Origin of the sequence: Streptomyces actuosus, assembly GCF_016921115.1 — a bacterium.
Classification (GTDB): Bacteria; Actinomycetota; Actinomycetes; order Streptomycetales; family Streptomycetaceae; genus Streptomyces; species Streptomyces actuosus_A.
This window is the reverse complement of the sequence record NZ_JAFFZS010000008.1, coordinates 180683-195877: the sequence shown is the minus strand read 5'-3', so window position 1 is coordinate 195877 and position 15195 is coordinate 180683. Positions and strand designations below refer to the sequence as shown.

Here is a 15195-nt window from a genome sequence, read left to right as displayed (position 1 = left end):
GTGACGCACCGTCGGACCAGGGGGAGAGGTGTCCACATGGCGGAAGAATGCGTCCGTAAACGTGAGAAGCATCACCTCGCGCTGTACTGTCTCCGTCCATGCGGCACCACCTGCCCCACCGGACCCACGCAGCGCTCGTGCGGTTCTTCGCGGGCCTGCGCCGAAGGAGGCGCGGCGAGGTGGCCGTCGGCCACCACAACAGCAACCACATCCTCCCGGTCGGCCGGCCCCTGGCCTTCCTTCTGGACCTGGAGTCCGGCCGGGTGCGCGCCAAGTTCCGCGTCCCCTCCGACACCGTGGAGGTCCTGCCCCGCCACTGGCGGGAGCCCGAGGTGCTGAGCGCGGTGTGCGCCCGACTCGACGGCGTCCCCCGCTGCCTGGCCGACCTCGGGCAGTGGTCGGTGCACGAGTACGTCGTCGGCACCGTCCTGGCCGAGGAGACACCGAAGGGCCCGGTCGGGCCGGTGCGCGCGGCCGAGCTCGCCGCGTTCTTCGCACGCCTCGCCGCCGTACCGGCCGACGCGCTGCCGCCGCGGCCGGCCGACTGGCCCGCGAGCGGTGACAGCCAGGGGTTCCTGGAGCGGCTGGCCCGCTTCACCGAGGAGCGGGTGCACCGGCGCAACCGGGAACGCTTCGGGGAACTGTTCGACGCGTTGGGGATCCCGGACGACCTCATGCGCCGCTTCCTGCGGTCGGTGCCGCACCTGACCGGCCGGCCCTTCGTCCTGCTGCACACGGACGTCCACCGGGCGAACGTGGTCGTGACGCGGACACCGGACGGGGAGCGCCTGTCGGTGCTGGACTGGGAACTCAGTCTCTACGGCGACCCGTTGCACGACCTGGCCACCCATCTGGTCCGCATGGCCTACGACGACGACGAGCGCGCACGCGTCACCGACCTGTGGGCCGAGGCGATGGAGCGGGCCGGGCACACGCCGCTGATCGCCGGGCTCGACCCGGACCTCACCGCCTATCTGCGGTTCGAGTACGTCCAGTCCGTCTTCCCGGACGTCATGCGGCCCGCCGTGGACCTGCCCCGCGCAGCGCTGACGGAGGACTACGCCCGGGCCGCCGAACGGATCGGTGACGCCCTGCGGCGGGCAGGGACCGCCCTCGACGGCGCGCTCGAACCGGTCGGCGGGGCCGACGTCGTCCGCGCGCTGCGCCGGTGGCACGCCGCGGACACCGCCCGCCGCCCCGGCGGTGGACCGGGCGGCGACCCGCGCACGGCCCCGCGGTGGTGGTCCGGCGCGCGCGGCTCCCGCGGGGACGCGGACCGGCCCGAGGGCCTGCCCGCCCGCTCCGCCCCCCTGCGGGGGCCTGCCGCGGGCCCCGGGCCCGCTCCGCAGTCGTCGGCCGCACCGGAGCCGCTTCCGGCACCGGGACCCTCGCCCCGGGACGCCGCCCGGCGGGGTGTCGTCGGCGGGGACGCCGCCGACGGACCGGAGCCGGCACGGAAGGGCAGGCTGGAGCCGCATGGATGTTGACGTCCTCGACCCCACGGACGCCCGGACGCTGCTCGCCGGGGCCCGGGGGGTCCTCTTCGACTTCGACGGGCCGCTGTGCCGGCTGTTCCCCCGCGGCTCCTCCCGGGAGGTCGCCGACGCCCTCCGGCTGCTGGTGGCCGGAGCCGGGGCCAGGAACGTGCTGACCGAGGGCGAACGGGACGACAAGGACCCGCACGTCGTCCTGCGGGCCGTGCACCGCGCGGTGCGGACCGGCCGGCTCGGCCGGGACGACGGCCTGGTCGGCGCGCTGGAGGCCAGGGTGACCGAGGGCGAGATCCTGGCCGCCGGCCGCGCGGAGCCGACCCCGGACGCGGCCCGGCTGATCAGCCGGCTGGCCGCACGGGGGGTCCGGCTCGCCGTGGTGACCAACAACTCCGCACGGGCCGCCTCCGCCTTCCTGGAGGCGCACGGGCTGCGGGGCTGCTTCGACGTCGTCCACGGACGCACCCGCGACGTCGACCGGATGAAACCCCACCCCGACGTCGTCAACCGGGCCCTGCGCAGCCTGGGCCTGCGCCGCGGCGACGCCGTGATGATCGGCGACTCCCCGGCGGACGTGGGCGCGGCGCGCCGGGCCGGCGTGGGTTTCATCGGGTACGGGCGCAACGCGGACAAGGAGACGCGGCTGCGCGGGGCGGGCGCCACCCTGGTGGTCCGCTCCTACGCGGGCCTCCTGGAGGAGAACGCCTGAGCCGGCCCGGCTCCCGACTGCTGCTTCTCCGGTCTCCGGGCCGCTCGGCGAGCGGTGGGACGCCGGATGCGAGGAGGAGGCAGCGAGCCGGCTACCGGGACCTGACACGTTGTTCCCCCTGCCGACGTCCGGCGAAGGGCGCGGGCCACGTACCCGTCGGTGTCCGGCTCGAAGGAGGACCGGGCGGATCCCTCGTCCGGGGAGGCTGAGCCGGCGCGTCAGTCCACCGTGTCGAAGGGCTCGTTGTGCCAGCGCCAGCCGGCGGTGCCGTCGTCGTGGAGGTGCAGCATGAACTCGGCGACCGGGCTGCCGTCGGGGAACGTCATGGTGAGCGCACTGCGGATCCGGGTGTAGCAGGCGTCGGCCCGCTCCCAGTCCTCCTCGTCGACGGCCCGTTCCTGCTCGGCGAAGAGGGCGCGGAACTCTTCGAACCCGGGAAGTGTCTCCGCCACGGCGTGAGTCCAGGGCATGTCGGTACCGGTCACGGACAGCCGGGCGATCTCGCGGTCGCCGTGGTGGAGCCGCCAGATGCTGCCTGCGGTCAGGTTCGGGTTGGCCATGCCGCCATGATGGCGATCAGCACTGACAGCCGGTCCCGGCCGCGCCCTTCGGCCGGCCTGCCGCGCGGGCGCCTCAGGAGTGGTCGTTGTCCGTACCGGGCCGGCCGACCCGTGGGCACTCCCCTCCGGGTCCCCGTCCGGTTCTTGGGAGAACGACCGGGGACCGCTGCTGCGGGAGAGGCCGGAGAGAGGCGGGTACAGGGCAGTGTGCGACATTCGCGCGCTGCTGCAAGCAAGGTGCTTGCAATAGTTAGCGGGGTCCGGCAAGGTGGAGGTATGGCATCGCTCAACGTCGGCAGTCTCGGTGAGTACCTGCGGGAGCAGAGGCGCAGTGCGCAGCTGTCGCTCAGGCAGCTCGCCGATGCGGCCGGCGTGTCCAATCCGTACCTGAGTCAGATCGAGCGCGGGCTGCGCAAGCCCAGCGCGGAGGTGCTCCAGCAGGTCGCCAAGGCGCTGCGGATCTCCGCCGAGACGCTGTACGTGCGCGCCGGCATCCTCGACGCCGAGCGGGACCGGGGGGAGATCGAGACCCGTGCGGTCATCCTCGCCGATCCCTCGCTCAACGAGCGGCAGAAGCAGGTGCTGCTGCAGATCTACGAGTCGTTCCGCAAGGAGAACGGCTTCACGGCAGCGGACGGAGACGACGGCGCGTCGGGCGAGGCCGCCGCAGACGACCCCCGCACGGTCGGCGGAACAGACGCCGATCCGCAGCAGACGGCCGGCTGACCGGACCAGGGAAAGACCGGCCGCCGGCTGCGGATCACCACAACCCTCATCCGAAGAGAATCCGGGAGGACCATCACCATGGCCATCACCGACGACCTGCGCAAGACCTTCAGCGACCCGACTCCGCTCTACTTCGCCGCCGGCACCGCCGACCTTGCGTACCAGCAGGCCAAGAAGGTGCCGGCCCTGGTCGAGCAGCTGCGCTCCGAGGCCCCGGCCCGTTTCGAGGCGGTCCGCGGCACCGACCCCAAGGCGGTCCAGGAGAAGGCCACCGCCCGCGCGAAGGAGGCCGGTGCCCGCGTCCGGGAGACGCAGGAGACGTTCCAGACCAGGGTCACGGAGTTCATCGGCTCCCTCGACTCCGACCTGAAGAAGTTCGGCGAGACCGCCCAGGACCTCGCCCTGCGCGGCGTCGGCGTCGCCGCCGAGTACGCCGTGAAGGCTCGCGAGACCTACGAGAAGGTCGCCGAGCACGGCGAGGAGACCGTGCGGACCTGGCGCGGCCAGGCGGCCGAGGGCATCGAGGACGTCGCCGAGGAGGTCGAGGAGCTGGCGATCGCCGTCGAGCCGAAGTCCGAGCCGGCCGAGGCGAAGGAGGAGCCGAAGCCGGCCGCCGCCGAGGCCGAGCCGTCCCCGGCCAGGAAGACCGCCCCCGCCAAGAAGCCCGCGGCGCGCAAGACCACCGCCAAGAAGACCACCCCGCCCGCCCAGTAGGGGAGAAGCGGGACCACGCGCGGGCCGGGCACTTCACGGGTGCCCGGCCCGTTGAATGGGTACGGTGGCGGCAGAGCAGACTCGAGAACGGGCGGTGGACGGCAATGCTGATCGCAGGTTTCAGCTGGGTGATGTTCCTGCTGAGCTTGGCGCTGGTCGTGTTCAGCGGGTTCGCGCTGATCGACGCCGCCATCCGCCGGGAGGACGCCTACCGGGCGGCGGACAAGCGGACCAAGCCGTTCTGGCTGGTCGTCCTCGGCCTGTCCTTCCTGGTGAACGTCATGAACGTGACGCTCGCCAGCATGTGGTTCCTGCTGATCATCGGCCTCATCGCGACGATCGTGTACATGGTCGACGTGCGGCCCGCCCTGCGCGGCATGTCCGGCGGCACGGGCTGGGGTCGCCGCGGCTCCAGCAGCGACGGGCCGTACGGCCCGTGGAACGGCGGTCGCTGACCCCCGGCGCCGCCCGCCGGGCCCGAGCGGGCCCGGAGCGCCGCGTCACGCCACGCGGTCCAGCAGGACCACGGCCACGTCGTCCGTCAGCTCGCCGCCGTTCAGCTCGCGGACCTCGTTGACCGCGGCCTGCAGCAGTTCCTCACCGCGCAGCCCCTGGGCCAGCTGCCGGCCGACCATGTCGACCATGCCCTCCTGGCCCAGCCGCTCCCGGCCCTCCCCGACCCGGCCCTCGATGAGGCCGTCGGTGTAGAGCATCAGGCTCCACTCGGCACCGAGCTCCACCTGCATCCGCGGCCACCGGGCGCCCGGCAGCAGGCCGAGGGCGGGGCCGTTGTTGTCGTACGGCAGCAGGCGCGGGCGGCGTCCGGGGCGCGCGATCAGCGGGGAGGGGTGACCCGCCAGGCACAGGCCGGCGCGGCGGCCGTCCGGCGCGATGTCCACCGTGCACAGGGTCGCGAAGATCTCGTCGTCGCCGCGTTCGTGCTCCAGCACCTGCTGGAGGGTGTTCAGCAGTTCGTCGCCGCACAGCCCGGCGAGCGTCAGCGCGCGCCAGGCGATCCGCAGTTCCACGCCGAGGGCGGCCTCGTCCGGGCCGTGCCCGCAGACGTCGCCGATCATGGCGTGCACCGTGCCGTCGGGGGTGCGGACGGTGTCGTAGAAGTCACCGCCCAGCAGGGCGCGCGAGCGTCCGGGGCGGTAGCGGGCGGCGAACCGCAGCGAGGAGCCGTCCAGCAGGGGCGTGGGCAGCAGGCCCCGCTCCAGGCGACGGTTCTCCTGCGCGCGCAGCCGGCCCTCGGCCAGCTTCCGCTCGGCCGTGTCGGAACGTTTCCGCTCGACGGCGTAGCGGATGGCACGGCTCAGCAGCCAGCCGTCCAGCTCGTCCCGGAACAGGTAGTCCTGGGCGCCGACGCGTACGGCCTCGGCGCCGCGCTCGGCATCGCCCGAGGCGGTCAGCGCGAGGACGGCGTGCCGGGGTGCGAGCTCCAGCACGTGCCGCAGCACGGCCAGCTCGTCCTCGCCGCCCTCCGCCCTGCCGGGCGCGGCCAGCGCGAGGTCCAGCAGGATGCAGTGGACGTCGTCGGTGAGCAGACGCTCGGCCTCGACGAGGTTGCGGGCGGTGCGGACACGGATCGGCTTGCCCGTCGTGTCCAGCAGGTCGGGCACGATCGGGGAGCCGCCGGGATCGTCCTCGATCAGCAGCAGTGTCAGGTTGGTGGCGGCGGCGTTGTTGTCGACCTTGGCTTCCTTGCGCGGGGTCTCTTCCTTGGAAGGGCCGCCCAGGTGGGCGACCTGCGCCTGACCACTCTCCACGGCCGGGATCGCCCTGGGCCGCGGTATGGGTACGGGCATTGTCGTCGGTTTCCTTCCCTCCCCCCGAGGGCACGGCGGAGCCGAGGGACCTCGGTTCACCGACGGGGACCTTAGCGGGTGGCGGCGCCCTAAAGGAATGGCGTGAGCCACCCCACCGACAGGCCGGCCCCTGTCATATGCCGCATTTGCTACCGCAGTTGGACGGGTCGCCGCCGGTACCGGGATGACGAAGGTCACGCCCCTGCCGGGTCCGACGGACGATCGACGTGCAGTGGGTCACGTGGCCCCGATCACGGGCGGGCCGTTGGGGAGTGCCGCCGGTCACGGGCGGGGTGTTGGGGTGTGCCGCCGGTCACGGGCGGACTGCCCCGCTGTGCCGCCGACCAGGGACGTGCGGTTGGGGTGTGCCGCCCGTCACGCGTCCGGCCGGACGACGCCCAGGATCGGCATCGAGCCCGCCCCCGTGACCGTCACCGTCCGCCCGGGGCGCGGGGCGTGCACGATCGTTCCGTCGCCGATGTACAGGCCCACATGGCTGGCGTCGTCGAAGTAGATGACCAGGTCCCCGGGGCGCATGTCCGCGACGTCGACGTGCTTCAGCTGCTTCCACTGTTCCTGCGAGGTGCGCGGGATGGGATGCCCGGCGTGCGCCCAGGCCTGCGACGTCAGCCCCGAGCAGTCGTACGTCTTCGGGCCCTCGGCGCCCCATTCGTACGGCTTGCCCATCTGTGCGGTGGCGTACTGCACGGCCTTCGTGCCCTTTTCGGACCCCTTGTCCTGGACGTCCTTCAGTACGCCCGTGTCCAGCCACGCCGTCTGCGCCTTCAGCGCGGCCTGCCGCTCCAACTCGGCGAGGCGCTCCTTCTCCTGCTGCTCCAGCTGGGATTCGAGCTTCTCCGCCTCGGCGATCTGCTTCTTGATCTTGTCCCGGGCGGCGTCCTTGGCCTTGCGGTTCTCCTCCAGCTTCCGCCACTGGGCGGAGGCGTCCGCGGCGTACTGCTTCAAGTCCTGCTGGGTGCGCGTCGTTTCCTCGATCAGCGCCTTGGTCGCGCGCTGGCCCTGTATGACACGGCCCGCGCCGTCGAGGAAGTGCTGCGGGTCGTCGCTGAGCACCAACTGCGCCCCGGGCGGCAGGCCGCCGCTGCGGTACTGCTGCCGGGCTGCCGCGCCGACGCGGTCCTTCAGCCGGTCCAGGCGCTCCTGCCCCGCCACGATCTTCCGGGCCAGGTCGACGATCTGCGCCGACTGCCGCTTCGCCTTCTCCTCGGCCGCGTTGTAGGCGTCGGTGGCCAGGGCCGCGTCGTGGTAGAGCGCGTCGAGCTTCTTGCGCACGGCCTCCAGGTCTCTGCCGGGCGGCGGAGCGGGCGAGGACGAGGGGGTGGCCGAGGGCGTCGGTACGGGGGAAGGGGCGGCGAACGCCGCGCCCGGCGCCGCCAGTACGGTGACCGCGCAGACCACGGTGATGCCCGCCGCGATCAGGCCGCGCTTGCCGGCCGTGCCCATACGTCTCCCCCAAACTGATTAACCGTCAGTAACATGCGGTGCCTGGGGGATCGTGCCATGTCCGCGCCGAAAGCGACAGAGGCCGTGCTCCGGTGGCAGGCGTGGCGCCTGCTTCCCGGGCGGCGCGGCCCGGCGGTCTCCCCGCCCCTGTGACGTACCACGCCCGAAGATCGTTCCCCGCAGGTCAGGGCGGACGTCGTGATGTCCGGGCCGGGGGTCGGACCGTGGATCGTGGGGCGGGGGAGTGGGGGTGGCCGACTCGGGGCGAGGGTGCGGCGTCTCGGGGTCTCCGGCGCGGACGGCGGGCGCGTCGCTCGCAGCGGCGAGGGCGGAGAGGCTCGCGGAGCGTCAGGGGCGGGCCGACGGTGCCAGCGCCGTCCAGTCCACCGTCACTTCGCCCTGACGCCACCGCGCCGGCCCGTCGGTCACCGGCCAGTCGGCGCTCAGGTCCCGCACCGTCCGGATCCACCGCTGCCGGGCGCCGTAGGAGGCGTAGGGGGCCGCGGCCGCCCAGGCGCGGTCGAAGTCGCGCAGGAAGGCGTGGACGGACTCGCCGGGGACATTGCGGTGGATCAGCGCCTTCGGCAGCCGTTCGGCGAGGTCGGAGGGGCGTTCCAGCGAGCCGAGGCGGGTGGCGAAGGTGACCGTGCGGGGTCCCTCGGGGCCGAGCGCCACCCACACGTGCCGCCGCCCGATCTCGTCGCAGGTCCCCTCCACCAGCAGTCCGCCGCGGGAGCCGTCCCCGGCCGGGGCCAGGCGGCTGCACAGCCGCTGCCAGACCGCGGCGACCGCCTCCTCGTCGTACTGCCGCAGGACGTTCGCCGCGCGGATCAGCGCCGGGCGCCCGGTTACCGGCACCTCGAAGCCGCCGTGCCGGAAGACCAGACCCTCGCGCTCGTAGGGTCGGGCCGCCGCGACCCGCGCCGGCTCGATCTCGATGCCGACCACGCGGGCGCGTGGCGCCGCGGTCCGCAGCCGTCCGAGCAGTTCCACAGCGGTCCAGGGCGCGGCCCCGTACCCCAGGTCGACGGCCACGGGGTCGTCCGCACGGCGCAACTCGGCGCCGTGCGCCGCCGCGATCCAGCGGTCCATGCGGCGCAGCCGGTTGGGATTGGTCGTCCCGCGCGTGACCGTGCCCACGGGGCGGGAGGCGGTGCGGGATGTCATGGGTACGAGGGTATGCGGCCCTGGGTGGGGGTCCTGCCTCCTCCGGAAGCGCGGCCCTGGAGGCGCGGCCCTTCGGGGCGCGGTCGCGGAGGCCGGGCCGCGGGGGCCACGGGGTGTGGCCGCGGCGGCGAGGTCGTGGAGGTGGTGGTGCGGGGGTGCCGCCGTGGAGGTCCGGCCGTCGAGGTGCGGTCCCGGCGCGGCTTCTCGGCGTGCGGTCCCGGTGTCGCGCCCCGCGGGGGCGCCCGGGGCGGGGAGCTCCAGGAGACGCATCCCGCGATCGAACGGTTGACCGATATTCGGTAACGCCTCGGCAAAAATCCCGTTGCCCGGAATGGGAATGACTCCCTCCGCTGTTGCCGCCCAGGAGGGTGCCGCACACCCTCCGACCGGCATGCCCGCAGTAAGGAGGACCGCCACGTGAGCCACTACGTCAGCAGGCTCGGGCGTCGCTCTACGGCAACCCCTTCACGGCTCCGGCTGCACCGCCGCCCGCGCCGTGTCGCCATGCTCTCGGTGCACACCTCCCCACTGCACCAGCCCGGGACCGGCGACGCCGGCGGCATGAACGTATACATCGTCGAGCTCGCGCAGCGCCTCGCCGCGATCAACATCGAGGTCGAGGTCTTCACCCGCGCGACCACGGCAGCCCTGCCGCCGGTCGTCGAACTGTCCCCCGGCGTCCTCGTCCGCCACGTCGACGCCGGCCCCTACGAGGGCCTGGCCAAGGAGGACCTGCCCGCCCAGCTGTGCGCCTTCACCCACGGCGTGATGCAGGCCTGGGCCGGCCAGCGCCCCGGCCACTACGACCTCGTCCACTCGCACTACTGGCTCTCCGGGCACGTCGGCTGGCTCGCCGCCCAGCGTTGGGGCGTCCCGCTCGTGCACGCCATGCACACCATGGCCAAGGTCAAGAACGCCAATCTGGCCGACGGTGACACCCCCGAGCCCGCCGCCCGCGTCATCGGCGAGACCCAGATCGTCGCCGCGGCGGACCGGCTGATCGCCAACACGGCCGAGGAGTCCGAGGAACTGGTACGGCACTACGCCGCCGACCCCGCCAAGGTCGCCGTCGTGCACCCGGGCGTCAACCTCGGCCGCTTCCGCCCGGCCGACGGCCGCGCCGCCGCGCGCGCTCGCCTGGGCCTGCCGCAGGACGCCCTGATCCCGCTGTTCGCCGGACGCATCCAGCCGCTGAAGGCTCCCGACGTGCTGCTGCGCGCGGTCGCCGCCCTGCTGGACGAACGCCCCGACCTGCGTCCGCGCATCGTCGTCCCGGTCGTCGGCGGACCCAGCGGCAGCGGCCTCGCCAAGCCGGAGGGGCTGCAGAAGCTCGCCGCGCGCCTCGGCATCGCCGACGTCGTCCGCTTCCACCCGCCCGTCGGGCAGGAACAGCTCGCGGACTGGTTCCGGGCTGCCTCGGTCCTCGTCGTCCCGTCCTACAGCGAGTCCTTCGGGCTCGTCGCCATAGAGGCCCAGGCCGCCGGCACGCCCGTGCTGGCCGCCGCGGTCGGCGGCCTCCCGGTCGCGGTCCGCGACGGCGAGACCGGCGTCCTGGTCCAGGGCCACGATCCGGCGGCGTACGCGCGCGTGCTGGCCCGGTTCGCGGACGACCCGGGCATGTCGCCCCGCATGGGAGCGGCCGCGGCCCGCCACGCCACCTCCTTCGGCTGGGACACCGCTGCCGGGGCCACCGCCGACGTGTACACGGCCGCGATGCAGGCCCACCGCCGTCGCGTACGCTCCCACCATGGGTGATGTCGAACAGGCCGACCGGACCGAGTCGGCGGCGCGGACCATCGAGGACGTCCTGAAGGACGCCGAACTGGAGTGGGAGAGCCCGCAGCCCGGCACCTACGTCGTCCAACTGCCCGGCACCCGCAAACTGTCCACGACCGTGCAGCTGATCGTGGGCCGCCACTCGCTGTCCCTGAACGCCTTCGTCATCCGCCACCCCGACGAGAACGAGCCGGGCGTCCACCGCTGGCTGCTGGAACGCAACCTCAAGCTGTACGGCGTCTCCTACGCCGTCGACCGGCTCGGCGACATCTACGTCACCGCCCGCCTGCCCCTCGCCTCCGTCACCCCCGACGAGATCGACCGCCTGCTGGGACAGGTGCTGGAGGCGGCGGACGGTGCCTTCAACACCCTCCTGGAACTGGGTTTCGCCTCCGCGATCCGCAAGGAGTACGCGTGGCGGGTCGCGCGCGGGGAACCGACGCGGAACCTGGACGCGTTCCGGCACCTGACCCGGCCGTCCGACTGACCCGCCCGGTCCGATTCCTCCATCCGGTCCGGCCGACCTACCCGGTCCGGCTGCTGTCCCCGGTCCCACTGCCGCTCCTGTCCGGCCGCCCGACGTCCCCCGCTCGGTGGGCGCGGGGCGTGCCGGCCCGGTAGCGGCCCGGCGTCACCCCGACCAGCCGCCGGAAATGGCGGGTGAGATGGGCCTGGTCGTGGAAGCCCGTCGCGGCGGCCGTCTCGGCCGTCGGGAGCCCGTCCAGCAGCAGCCGCCGGGCCCGGTCGATGCGCCGCGACGTCAGGTACTGGTGCGGTGCGATGCCGTAGGCGCCGCTGAACGCCCGTACCAGATGGGCGGGATGGGCCCGCAGGACGGCGGCGGCATCCGCCAGGGTGACCTTCTCGGCGACCCGCGCGTCGAGCAGTTCCCGCAGCCGCCGGGCCAGCACCGGGTCGGGCCGCGGAGGCGCGACGGCGACCCGCGGGCGCAGATGCTCCCGCAGCCGCTCCCCGACGAGGGCCAGCCTGCTCTCCGCCTCCAACTCCTCGCCGGGCCCGGTCAGGGCGGCGTGCACCTGCGCCACCCGGCGCCGCAACAACGGGTCCCGCAGATCGGGCCGGTCGACGGCTGCCCCGATCAGCGTCGCGGGCAGAAGCCGGCCGTCCAGGTACAGCACCCGCTTGCGGAAGCCGCCGTCGGTGGCGGACGAGCCGTTGTGCGGCACGTGCGGCGGCAGCAGCGTGACCGCGTCGTGCGGGGTGCCGTGCTCGTGCCGGTCCAGGTCGTACCGCACGGCCCCGGCGTCCACGATGAGCAGGGTCCACGCCTCGTGGACGTGCATCGGATAGGCGTACTCGGTGAAGCGGGCGTGGAAGACCTCCGTGACGCCCGGGACGCGGGGGCGCCACGCGGCGACATGCTGCCCGGCGGCCATGCAAAGAACGTACAAGACGCTGCCGTACGACGGCCGGCAGGCTGCCGCCATGACCGATGAACCCACCCGCTCCGGCATCCGCTCCGAGACGAAGATCGCCGTCCTGCTGCGCGCGGACCTGGAGCCCTGGCAGCGCCTGAACGTCACCGCCTTCCTGGTCAGCGGTCTCGGTACGGCGGTCCCCGAGGTGATCGGGGAGCCGTACGAGGACGCGGACGGGGTGGGCTACCTGCCGATGTTCCGGCAGCCGGTGCTGGTCCTGGAGGGCGCCGCGGAGACGCTGAGGGCGGCGCACGCGCGCGTTCTCTCCCGTGCGCTCCCGCGCGCGGTGTTCACCTCCGACCTGTTCGGCACGGGCAACGACCGGGACAACCGGGCGGCGGTGCGGGCCGTGCCGACGGGGGAGCTGGACCTGGTGGGGCTCGCCGTGCACGGCCCGCGGAACGCGGTGGACAAGGCACTCAAGGGGTCGCGGATGCATCCGTGACGGGCGCGGCGTCCGATCGCGGCCCCCGCACGGCCTCCTCCACGCCCTCGGCGGGCAGCCGCCGCATGAGCAGCGCGTACCCCACGCCGGCCACCGTCCCCACGGCGGCGGTGAGCCCCCACAGCCAGGCGGCGCCGAACCGGTCGATGACCGTGCCGGACATCAGTGGGGCGACGAGGGCGGCCACGGACCACGACATGGTGTACATGCCCTGATACCGCCCGCGGCCCCGGGCGGGGGAGAGCCGGACGACGAGCCCGGTCTGCGTGGGCGCGTTGACGATCTCCGCCAGGGTCCACACGCAGACGGTCAGCGCGAAGGCGCCGACGGACCCGGCGAAGGCGGTGAGTCCGAAGCCGTAGCCGGCGAGCAGCGAGGACACCACGAGCAGCCGCCGCGGATCGCGGTGCTCGATGAACCGGGTCACCGGGATCTGCAGAGCGACGATGAGGACGCCGTTGACGGCGACGGCCAAGCCGTAGTCGGCGGGGGTGAACCCGGCCGACCCCATCGCGACGGGCAGGCCCACCGAACCCTGCTGGAAGACCAGCGCGACGAGGAACGACAGCCCGACGACGCCCATGAACCGCCGGTCGGCGAGCACGGTGGACAGCCGCACGGAGTCGTCCCCGGCCGTCCCGGCGTGCTCCGCGACCGGCCGGGACTCGGGCACCCTGAAGAAGACGACGAGGGCGCAGACGAGTGTCATCCCGGCCTCGATGAGGAAACCGGCGAGATAGCTGACCTCGGCGATGAACCCGGCGGCCATGGACGACACGGCGAAACCCAGGTTGATCGCCCAGTAGTTCAACGAGAACGCCCGCACCCGGTCCTCGGGCCGCACGATGTCCGCCATCATCGCCTGCACGGCCGGCCGGGAGGCGTTGGAGGCCACACCGACGACGAACGCGACGGCGGCGATCGCGACCGGGTCCCGCACGAGACCGAGCAGCGCCACGGACCCCGCGGTCGCCAGCTGGGCGACGAGCATGGTGGGCCGCCGGCCCAGCCGGTCGGCCATCACGCCCCCGCCGAGCGCGGAGACGACCCCGCCGAGTCCGTGGAGAGAGGCCACGAGACCGGCGTAGGAGGCCGAGGCGCCCCGGTCGAGGGTGAGGTAGAGCGCCATGAACGTGGCGACGAAGGACCCCAGCCGGTTGACGAGGGTGCTGGTCCACAACCACCAGAACTCCCGGGGGAGACCGGAGACGGTCTCGCGGGCGGTGCGTCTGAGGGAGGCGGGTGACATGGGCGGGACCCCCGTGCGTGTGGCGGTGTGAGTAAGTGGCGCAAGCGGCAGGCACAACTTACGAGGGGAAGCTCACCGAGGCCACTCGATTAACGGGCCGGGCCCGGCGCGCGGGGCGGAGTCCGCCCTGTGAGCGCCCGCACCACCGCCCAGGGCCGTCGATTACGCTCATACGCATGGCCGACGCACCGTACAAGCTGATCCTCCTCCGCCACGGCGAGAGCGAGTGGAACGAGAAGAACCTGTTCACCGGCTGGGTGGACGTCAACCTGACCGCGAAGGGCGAGAAGGAGGCGACGCGCGGCGGCGAGCTGCTCAAGGACGCCGGCCTGCTCCCCGACGTCGTCCACACCTCCCTGCAGAAGCGCGCGATCCGCACCGCCCAGCTCGCGCTGGAGTCCGCCGACCGCCACTGGATCCCCGTCCACCGCTCCTGGCGCCTGAACGAGCGCCACTACGGCGCCCTCCAGGGCAAGGACAAGGCCCAGACCCTCGCCGAGTACGGCGAGGAGCAGTTCATGCTGTGGCGCCGCTCCTACGACACCCCGCCGCCGCCCCTCGCCGACGACGCCGAGTACTCCCAGGCGCACGACGCCCGCTACGCGACGATCCCGCCGGAGCTGCGCCCGAACACGGAGTGCCTCCAGGACGTGGTGGTCCGCATGCTCCCCTACTGGTACGACGGCATCGTCCCCGACCTCCTGGCGGGCCGCACGGTCCTCGTCGCCGCGCACGGCAACTCCCTGCGGGCCCTGGTCAAGCACCTCGACGGCATCTCCGACGCCGACATCGCGGGCCTGAACATCCCCACGGGCATCCCCCTGTCCTACGAGCTCGACGCCGACTTCAAGCCGGTCACCCCGGGCGGCACGTACCTGGACCCGGAGGCGGCCGCGGCAGCCATCGAAGCGGTCAAGAACCAGGGCAAGAAGAAGTAGCCGCCCACGCGCAAGCCCCCTGCCTGCGGTTTCTCCGCTGGGAGGGGGCTTTTCGCTGCCTCTGGGCCGTCTCTGGGCCGTCAGGTGCTGGGCCTGGCCGACTGGGCCGTGTCGAAGACGGAGGCGACCGCCTTGCGCGTGCGCTCCTGGCTCGACGGCATGAGGTGCGCGTACACGCGGAGCGTCAGGCCGGGGTCGGAGTGGCCGAGGTACTCGGCGAGGGCCTTGATGTTCTCTCCGGCCTCCAGGAGCACCGAGGCGTAGAAGTGGCGTAGGGCGTGCATGCCGTTCTCGCGGGACCCGGCGTACGACCCGCCCGGCTTCCGCTCGGGAATCACGCCGGCCGAGGCGAGGGCGCGCTTCCACACCTCCTCGTTGAGCGACGTACGCCAGACGTGCCCGCCGCGCGGTCCGGTGAAGACCAGCCGCTTGGTCACCGGAGGCCCGTCCGCCACCTTCCACGGCAAGGTGATCTCGACCGGCGGGAACCGCTTTATATGGATCCGCAGGGCGTCAGCGACTGGACCGGGGAGCGGTACGTCCCGGAGCTTGCCACCCTTCGGCGGGGCGAAGACAGGCTTGCTGCGACTCAGCTTGAGCTGCTGGACCACGTGGAGGGTGTCCGACTCGAAGCCGATCGCGTCGACGGCCACGCCCAGGATTCCGAGCACGGCAGGGGCGTGTTCGTCCGGCCGCGTCCGCCCGTGCGC

At 73.3% G+C, this 15195-nt stretch carries 15 protein-coding genes and 1 pseudogene; 9 read left to right on the top strand and 7 right to left on the bottom strand.

Annotation, left to right across the window (positions count from 1 at the left end; translation table 11 throughout):
- Nucleotides 1-98 precede the first annotated feature (98 nt).
- Nucleotides 99-1487, top strand: coding sequence for a phosphotransferase family protein (locus JS756_RS13460; protein ID WP_240203694.1), 1389 nt, complete (start codon nt 99-101; stop codon nt 1485-1487).
- Entirely contained in the window at nt 1477-2199 is a 723-nt protein-coding gene (locus JS756_RS13455; protein ID WP_205383305.1) for an HAD family hydrolase, read from the top strand. Before JS756_RS13460 ends, JS756_RS13455 begins: the two co-directional genes overlap by 11 nt.
- 218 nt (nt 2200-2417) lie before the next feature.
- Here JS756_RS13455 and JS756_RS13450 read toward each other — a convergent pair whose 3' ends face one another.
- Nucleotides 2418-2759: a hypothetical protein gene (locus JS756_RS13450; RefSeq protein WP_205383304.1), complete on the bottom strand. Its 342-nt coding sequence runs from the start codon at nt 2757-2759 to the stop codon at nt 2418-2420.
- A gap of 276 nt (nt 2760-3035) precedes the next feature.
- On the opposite strand from JS756_RS13450, the gene JS756_RS13445 reads away from it, so the two are divergent.
- The 3 genes from JS756_RS13445 (at nt 3036) to JS756_RS13435 (ending at nt 4654) form a co-directional block, all read left to right on the top strand.
- The gene (locus JS756_RS13445; RefSeq protein ID WP_205383303.1) at nt 3036-3485 is read left to right on the top strand and encodes a helix-turn-helix domain-containing protein; all 450 of its coding nucleotides are present in this window, start codon (nt 3036-3038) and stop codon (nt 3483-3485) included.
- Between the two features lie 78 nt (nt 3486-3563).
- Entirely contained in the window at nt 3564-4199 is a 636-nt protein-coding gene (locus tag JS756_RS13440) for a hypothetical protein (RefSeq protein WP_205383302.1), read from the top strand.
- Nucleotides 4200-4303: 104 nt separating this feature from the next.
- Complete coding sequence (locus JS756_RS13435; RefSeq protein ID WP_205383301.1) at nt 4304-4654, top strand: DUF2516 family protein; 351 nt, start codon at nt 4304-4306, stop codon at nt 4652-4654.
- Between the two features lie 45 nt (nt 4655-4699).
- Here JS756_RS13435 and JS756_RS13430 read toward each other — a convergent pair whose 3' ends face one another.
- The 3 genes from JS756_RS13430 to JS756_RS13420 all read right to left on the bottom strand — a co-directional run bounded on the left by JS756_RS13430 (nt 4700) and on the right by JS756_RS13420 (nt 8638).
- Nucleotides 4700-6007, bottom strand: coding sequence for a PP2C family protein-serine/threonine phosphatase (locus tag JS756_RS13430; protein ID WP_205383300.1), 1308 nt, complete (start codon nt 6005-6007; stop codon nt 4700-4702).
- Between the two features lie 375 nt (nt 6008-6382).
- The gene (locus tag JS756_RS13425) at nt 6383-7471 is read right to left on the bottom strand and encodes a C40 family peptidase (RefSeq protein WP_205383299.1); all 1089 of its coding nucleotides are present in this window, start codon (nt 7469-7471) and stop codon (nt 6383-6385) included.
- A gap of 348 nt (nt 7472-7819) precedes the next feature.
- Nucleotides 7820-8638 (bottom strand): class I SAM-dependent methyltransferase, encoded by an 819-nt coding sequence (locus tag JS756_RS13420; RefSeq protein ID WP_205383298.1) that lies wholly within the window; start codon nt 8636-8638, stop codon nt 7820-7822.
- Nucleotides 8639-9055: 417 nt separating this feature from the next.
- Here JS756_RS13420 and mshA point away from each other — a divergent pair, with 417 nt between their 5' ends.
- Both mshA and JS756_RS13410 read left to right on the top strand, forming a co-directional pair.
- Nucleotides 9056-10393, top strand: coding sequence for a D-inositol-3-phosphate glycosyltransferase (gene mshA / locus JS756_RS13415; protein ID WP_205383297.1), 1338 nt, complete (start codon nt 9056-9058; stop codon nt 10391-10393).
- Nucleotides 10386-10901, top strand: a complete 516-nt coding sequence (locus tag JS756_RS13410; RefSeq protein WP_205383296.1) for a type III secretion system chaperone family protein — start codon at nt 10386-10388, stop codon at nt 10899-10901. Before mshA ends, JS756_RS13410 begins: the two co-directional genes overlap by 8 nt.
- A 37-nt stretch (nt 10902-10938) precedes the next feature.
- Here the strand turns inward: JS756_RS13410 and JS756_RS13405 are convergent, their stop codons facing one another.
- Nucleotides 10939-11811, bottom strand: a complete 873-nt coding sequence (locus tag JS756_RS13405; RefSeq protein ID WP_205383295.1) for a helix-turn-helix transcriptional regulator — start codon at nt 11809-11811, stop codon at nt 10939-10941.
- Between JS756_RS13405 and JS756_RS13400 the strand changes: the two genes are divergently transcribed.
- Nucleotides 11810-12298, top strand: coding sequence for a DUF2000 family protein (locus tag JS756_RS13400; RefSeq protein ID WP_205383294.1), 489 nt, complete (start codon nt 11810-11812; stop codon nt 12296-12298). The genes JS756_RS13405 and JS756_RS13400 overlap by 2 nt on opposite strands.
- Here JS756_RS13400 and JS756_RS13395 read toward each other — a convergent pair.
- Nucleotides 12273-13547 (bottom strand): MDR family MFS transporter, encoded by a 1275-nt coding sequence (locus tag JS756_RS13395; protein WP_205383293.1) that lies wholly within the window; start codon nt 13545-13547, stop codon nt 12273-12275. The two genes, JS756_RS13400 and JS756_RS13395, sit on opposite strands and share 26 nt — an antisense overlap.
- A 176-nt stretch (nt 13548-13723) precedes the next feature.
- Here JS756_RS13395 and JS756_RS13390 point away from each other — a divergent pair, with 176 nt between their 5' ends.
- Nucleotides 13724-14485 carry a phosphoglyceromutase gene (locus JS756_RS13390; RefSeq protein WP_205383292.1) on the top strand — a complete coding sequence of 254 codons (762 nt, stop codon included), beginning with the start codon at nt 13724-13726 and terminating at the stop codon, nt 14483-14485.
- 80 nt (nt 14486-14565) lie between these two features.
- Here the strand turns inward: JS756_RS13390 and JS756_RS13385 are convergent.
- Nucleotides 14566-15147, bottom strand: a pseudogene (locus tag JS756_RS13385) (tyrosine-type recombinase/integrase); the annotation flags it as partial.
- Nucleotides 15148-15195: the final 48 nt, after the last annotated feature.

Excerpts from the sequence above, each read along its gene's own strand:
- JS756_RS13400 (WP_205383294.1), top strand. The coding sequence starts at position 11,810 with ATGCAAAGAACGTACAAGACGCTGCCGTACGACGGCCGGCAGGCTGCC.
- JS756_RS13435 (WP_205383301.1), top strand. The coding sequence starts at position 4,304 with ATGCTGATCGCAGGTTTCAGCTGGGTGATGTTCCTGCTGAGCTTGGCG.
- JS756_RS13395 (WP_205383293.1), bottom strand. The coding sequence starts at position 13,547 with ATGTCACCCGCCTCCCTCAGACGCACCGCCCGCGAGACCGTCTCCGGT.
- JS756_RS13460 (WP_240203694.1), top strand. The coding sequence starts at position 99 with ATGCGGCACCACCTGCCCCACCGGACCCACGCAGCGCTCGTGCGGTTC.
- JS756_RS13455 (WP_205383305.1), top strand. The coding sequence starts at position 1,477 with ATGGATGTTGACGTCCTCGACCCCACGGACGCCCGGACGCTGCTCGCC.
- JS756_RS13405 (WP_205383295.1), bottom strand. The coding sequence starts at position 11,811 with ATGGCCGCCGGGCAGCATGTCGCCGCGTGGCGCCCCCGCGTCCCGGGC.
- JS756_RS13410 (WP_205383296.1), top strand. The coding sequence starts at position 10,386 with ATGGGTGATGTCGAACAGGCCGACCGGACCGAGTCGGCGGCGCGGACC.
- JS756_RS13430 (WP_205383300.1), bottom strand. The coding sequence starts at position 6,007 with ATGCCCGTACCCATACCGCGGCCCAGGGCGATCCCGGCCGTGGAGAGT.
- JS756_RS13425 (WP_205383299.1), bottom strand. The coding sequence starts at position 7,471 with ATGGGCACGGCCGGCAAGCGCGGCCTGATCGCGGCGGGCATCACCGTG.
- JS756_RS13390 (WP_205383292.1), top strand. The coding sequence starts at position 13,724 with ATGGCCGACGCACCGTACAAGCTGATCCTCCTCCGCCACGGCGAGAGC.
- JS756_RS13420 (WP_205383298.1), bottom strand. The coding sequence starts at position 8,638 with ATGACATCCCGCACCGCCTCCCGCCCCGTGGGCACGGTCACGCGCGGG.
- JS756_RS13445 (WP_205383303.1), top strand. The coding sequence starts at position 3,036 with ATGGCATCGCTCAACGTCGGCAGTCTCGGTGAGTACCTGCGGGAGCAG.
- JS756_RS13450 (WP_205383304.1), bottom strand. The coding sequence starts at position 2,759 with ATGGCCAACCCGAACCTGACCGCAGGCAGCATCTGGCGGCTCCACCAC.
- JS756_RS13440 (WP_205383302.1), top strand. The coding sequence starts at position 3,564 with ATGGCCATCACCGACGACCTGCGCAAGACCTTCAGCGACCCGACTCCG.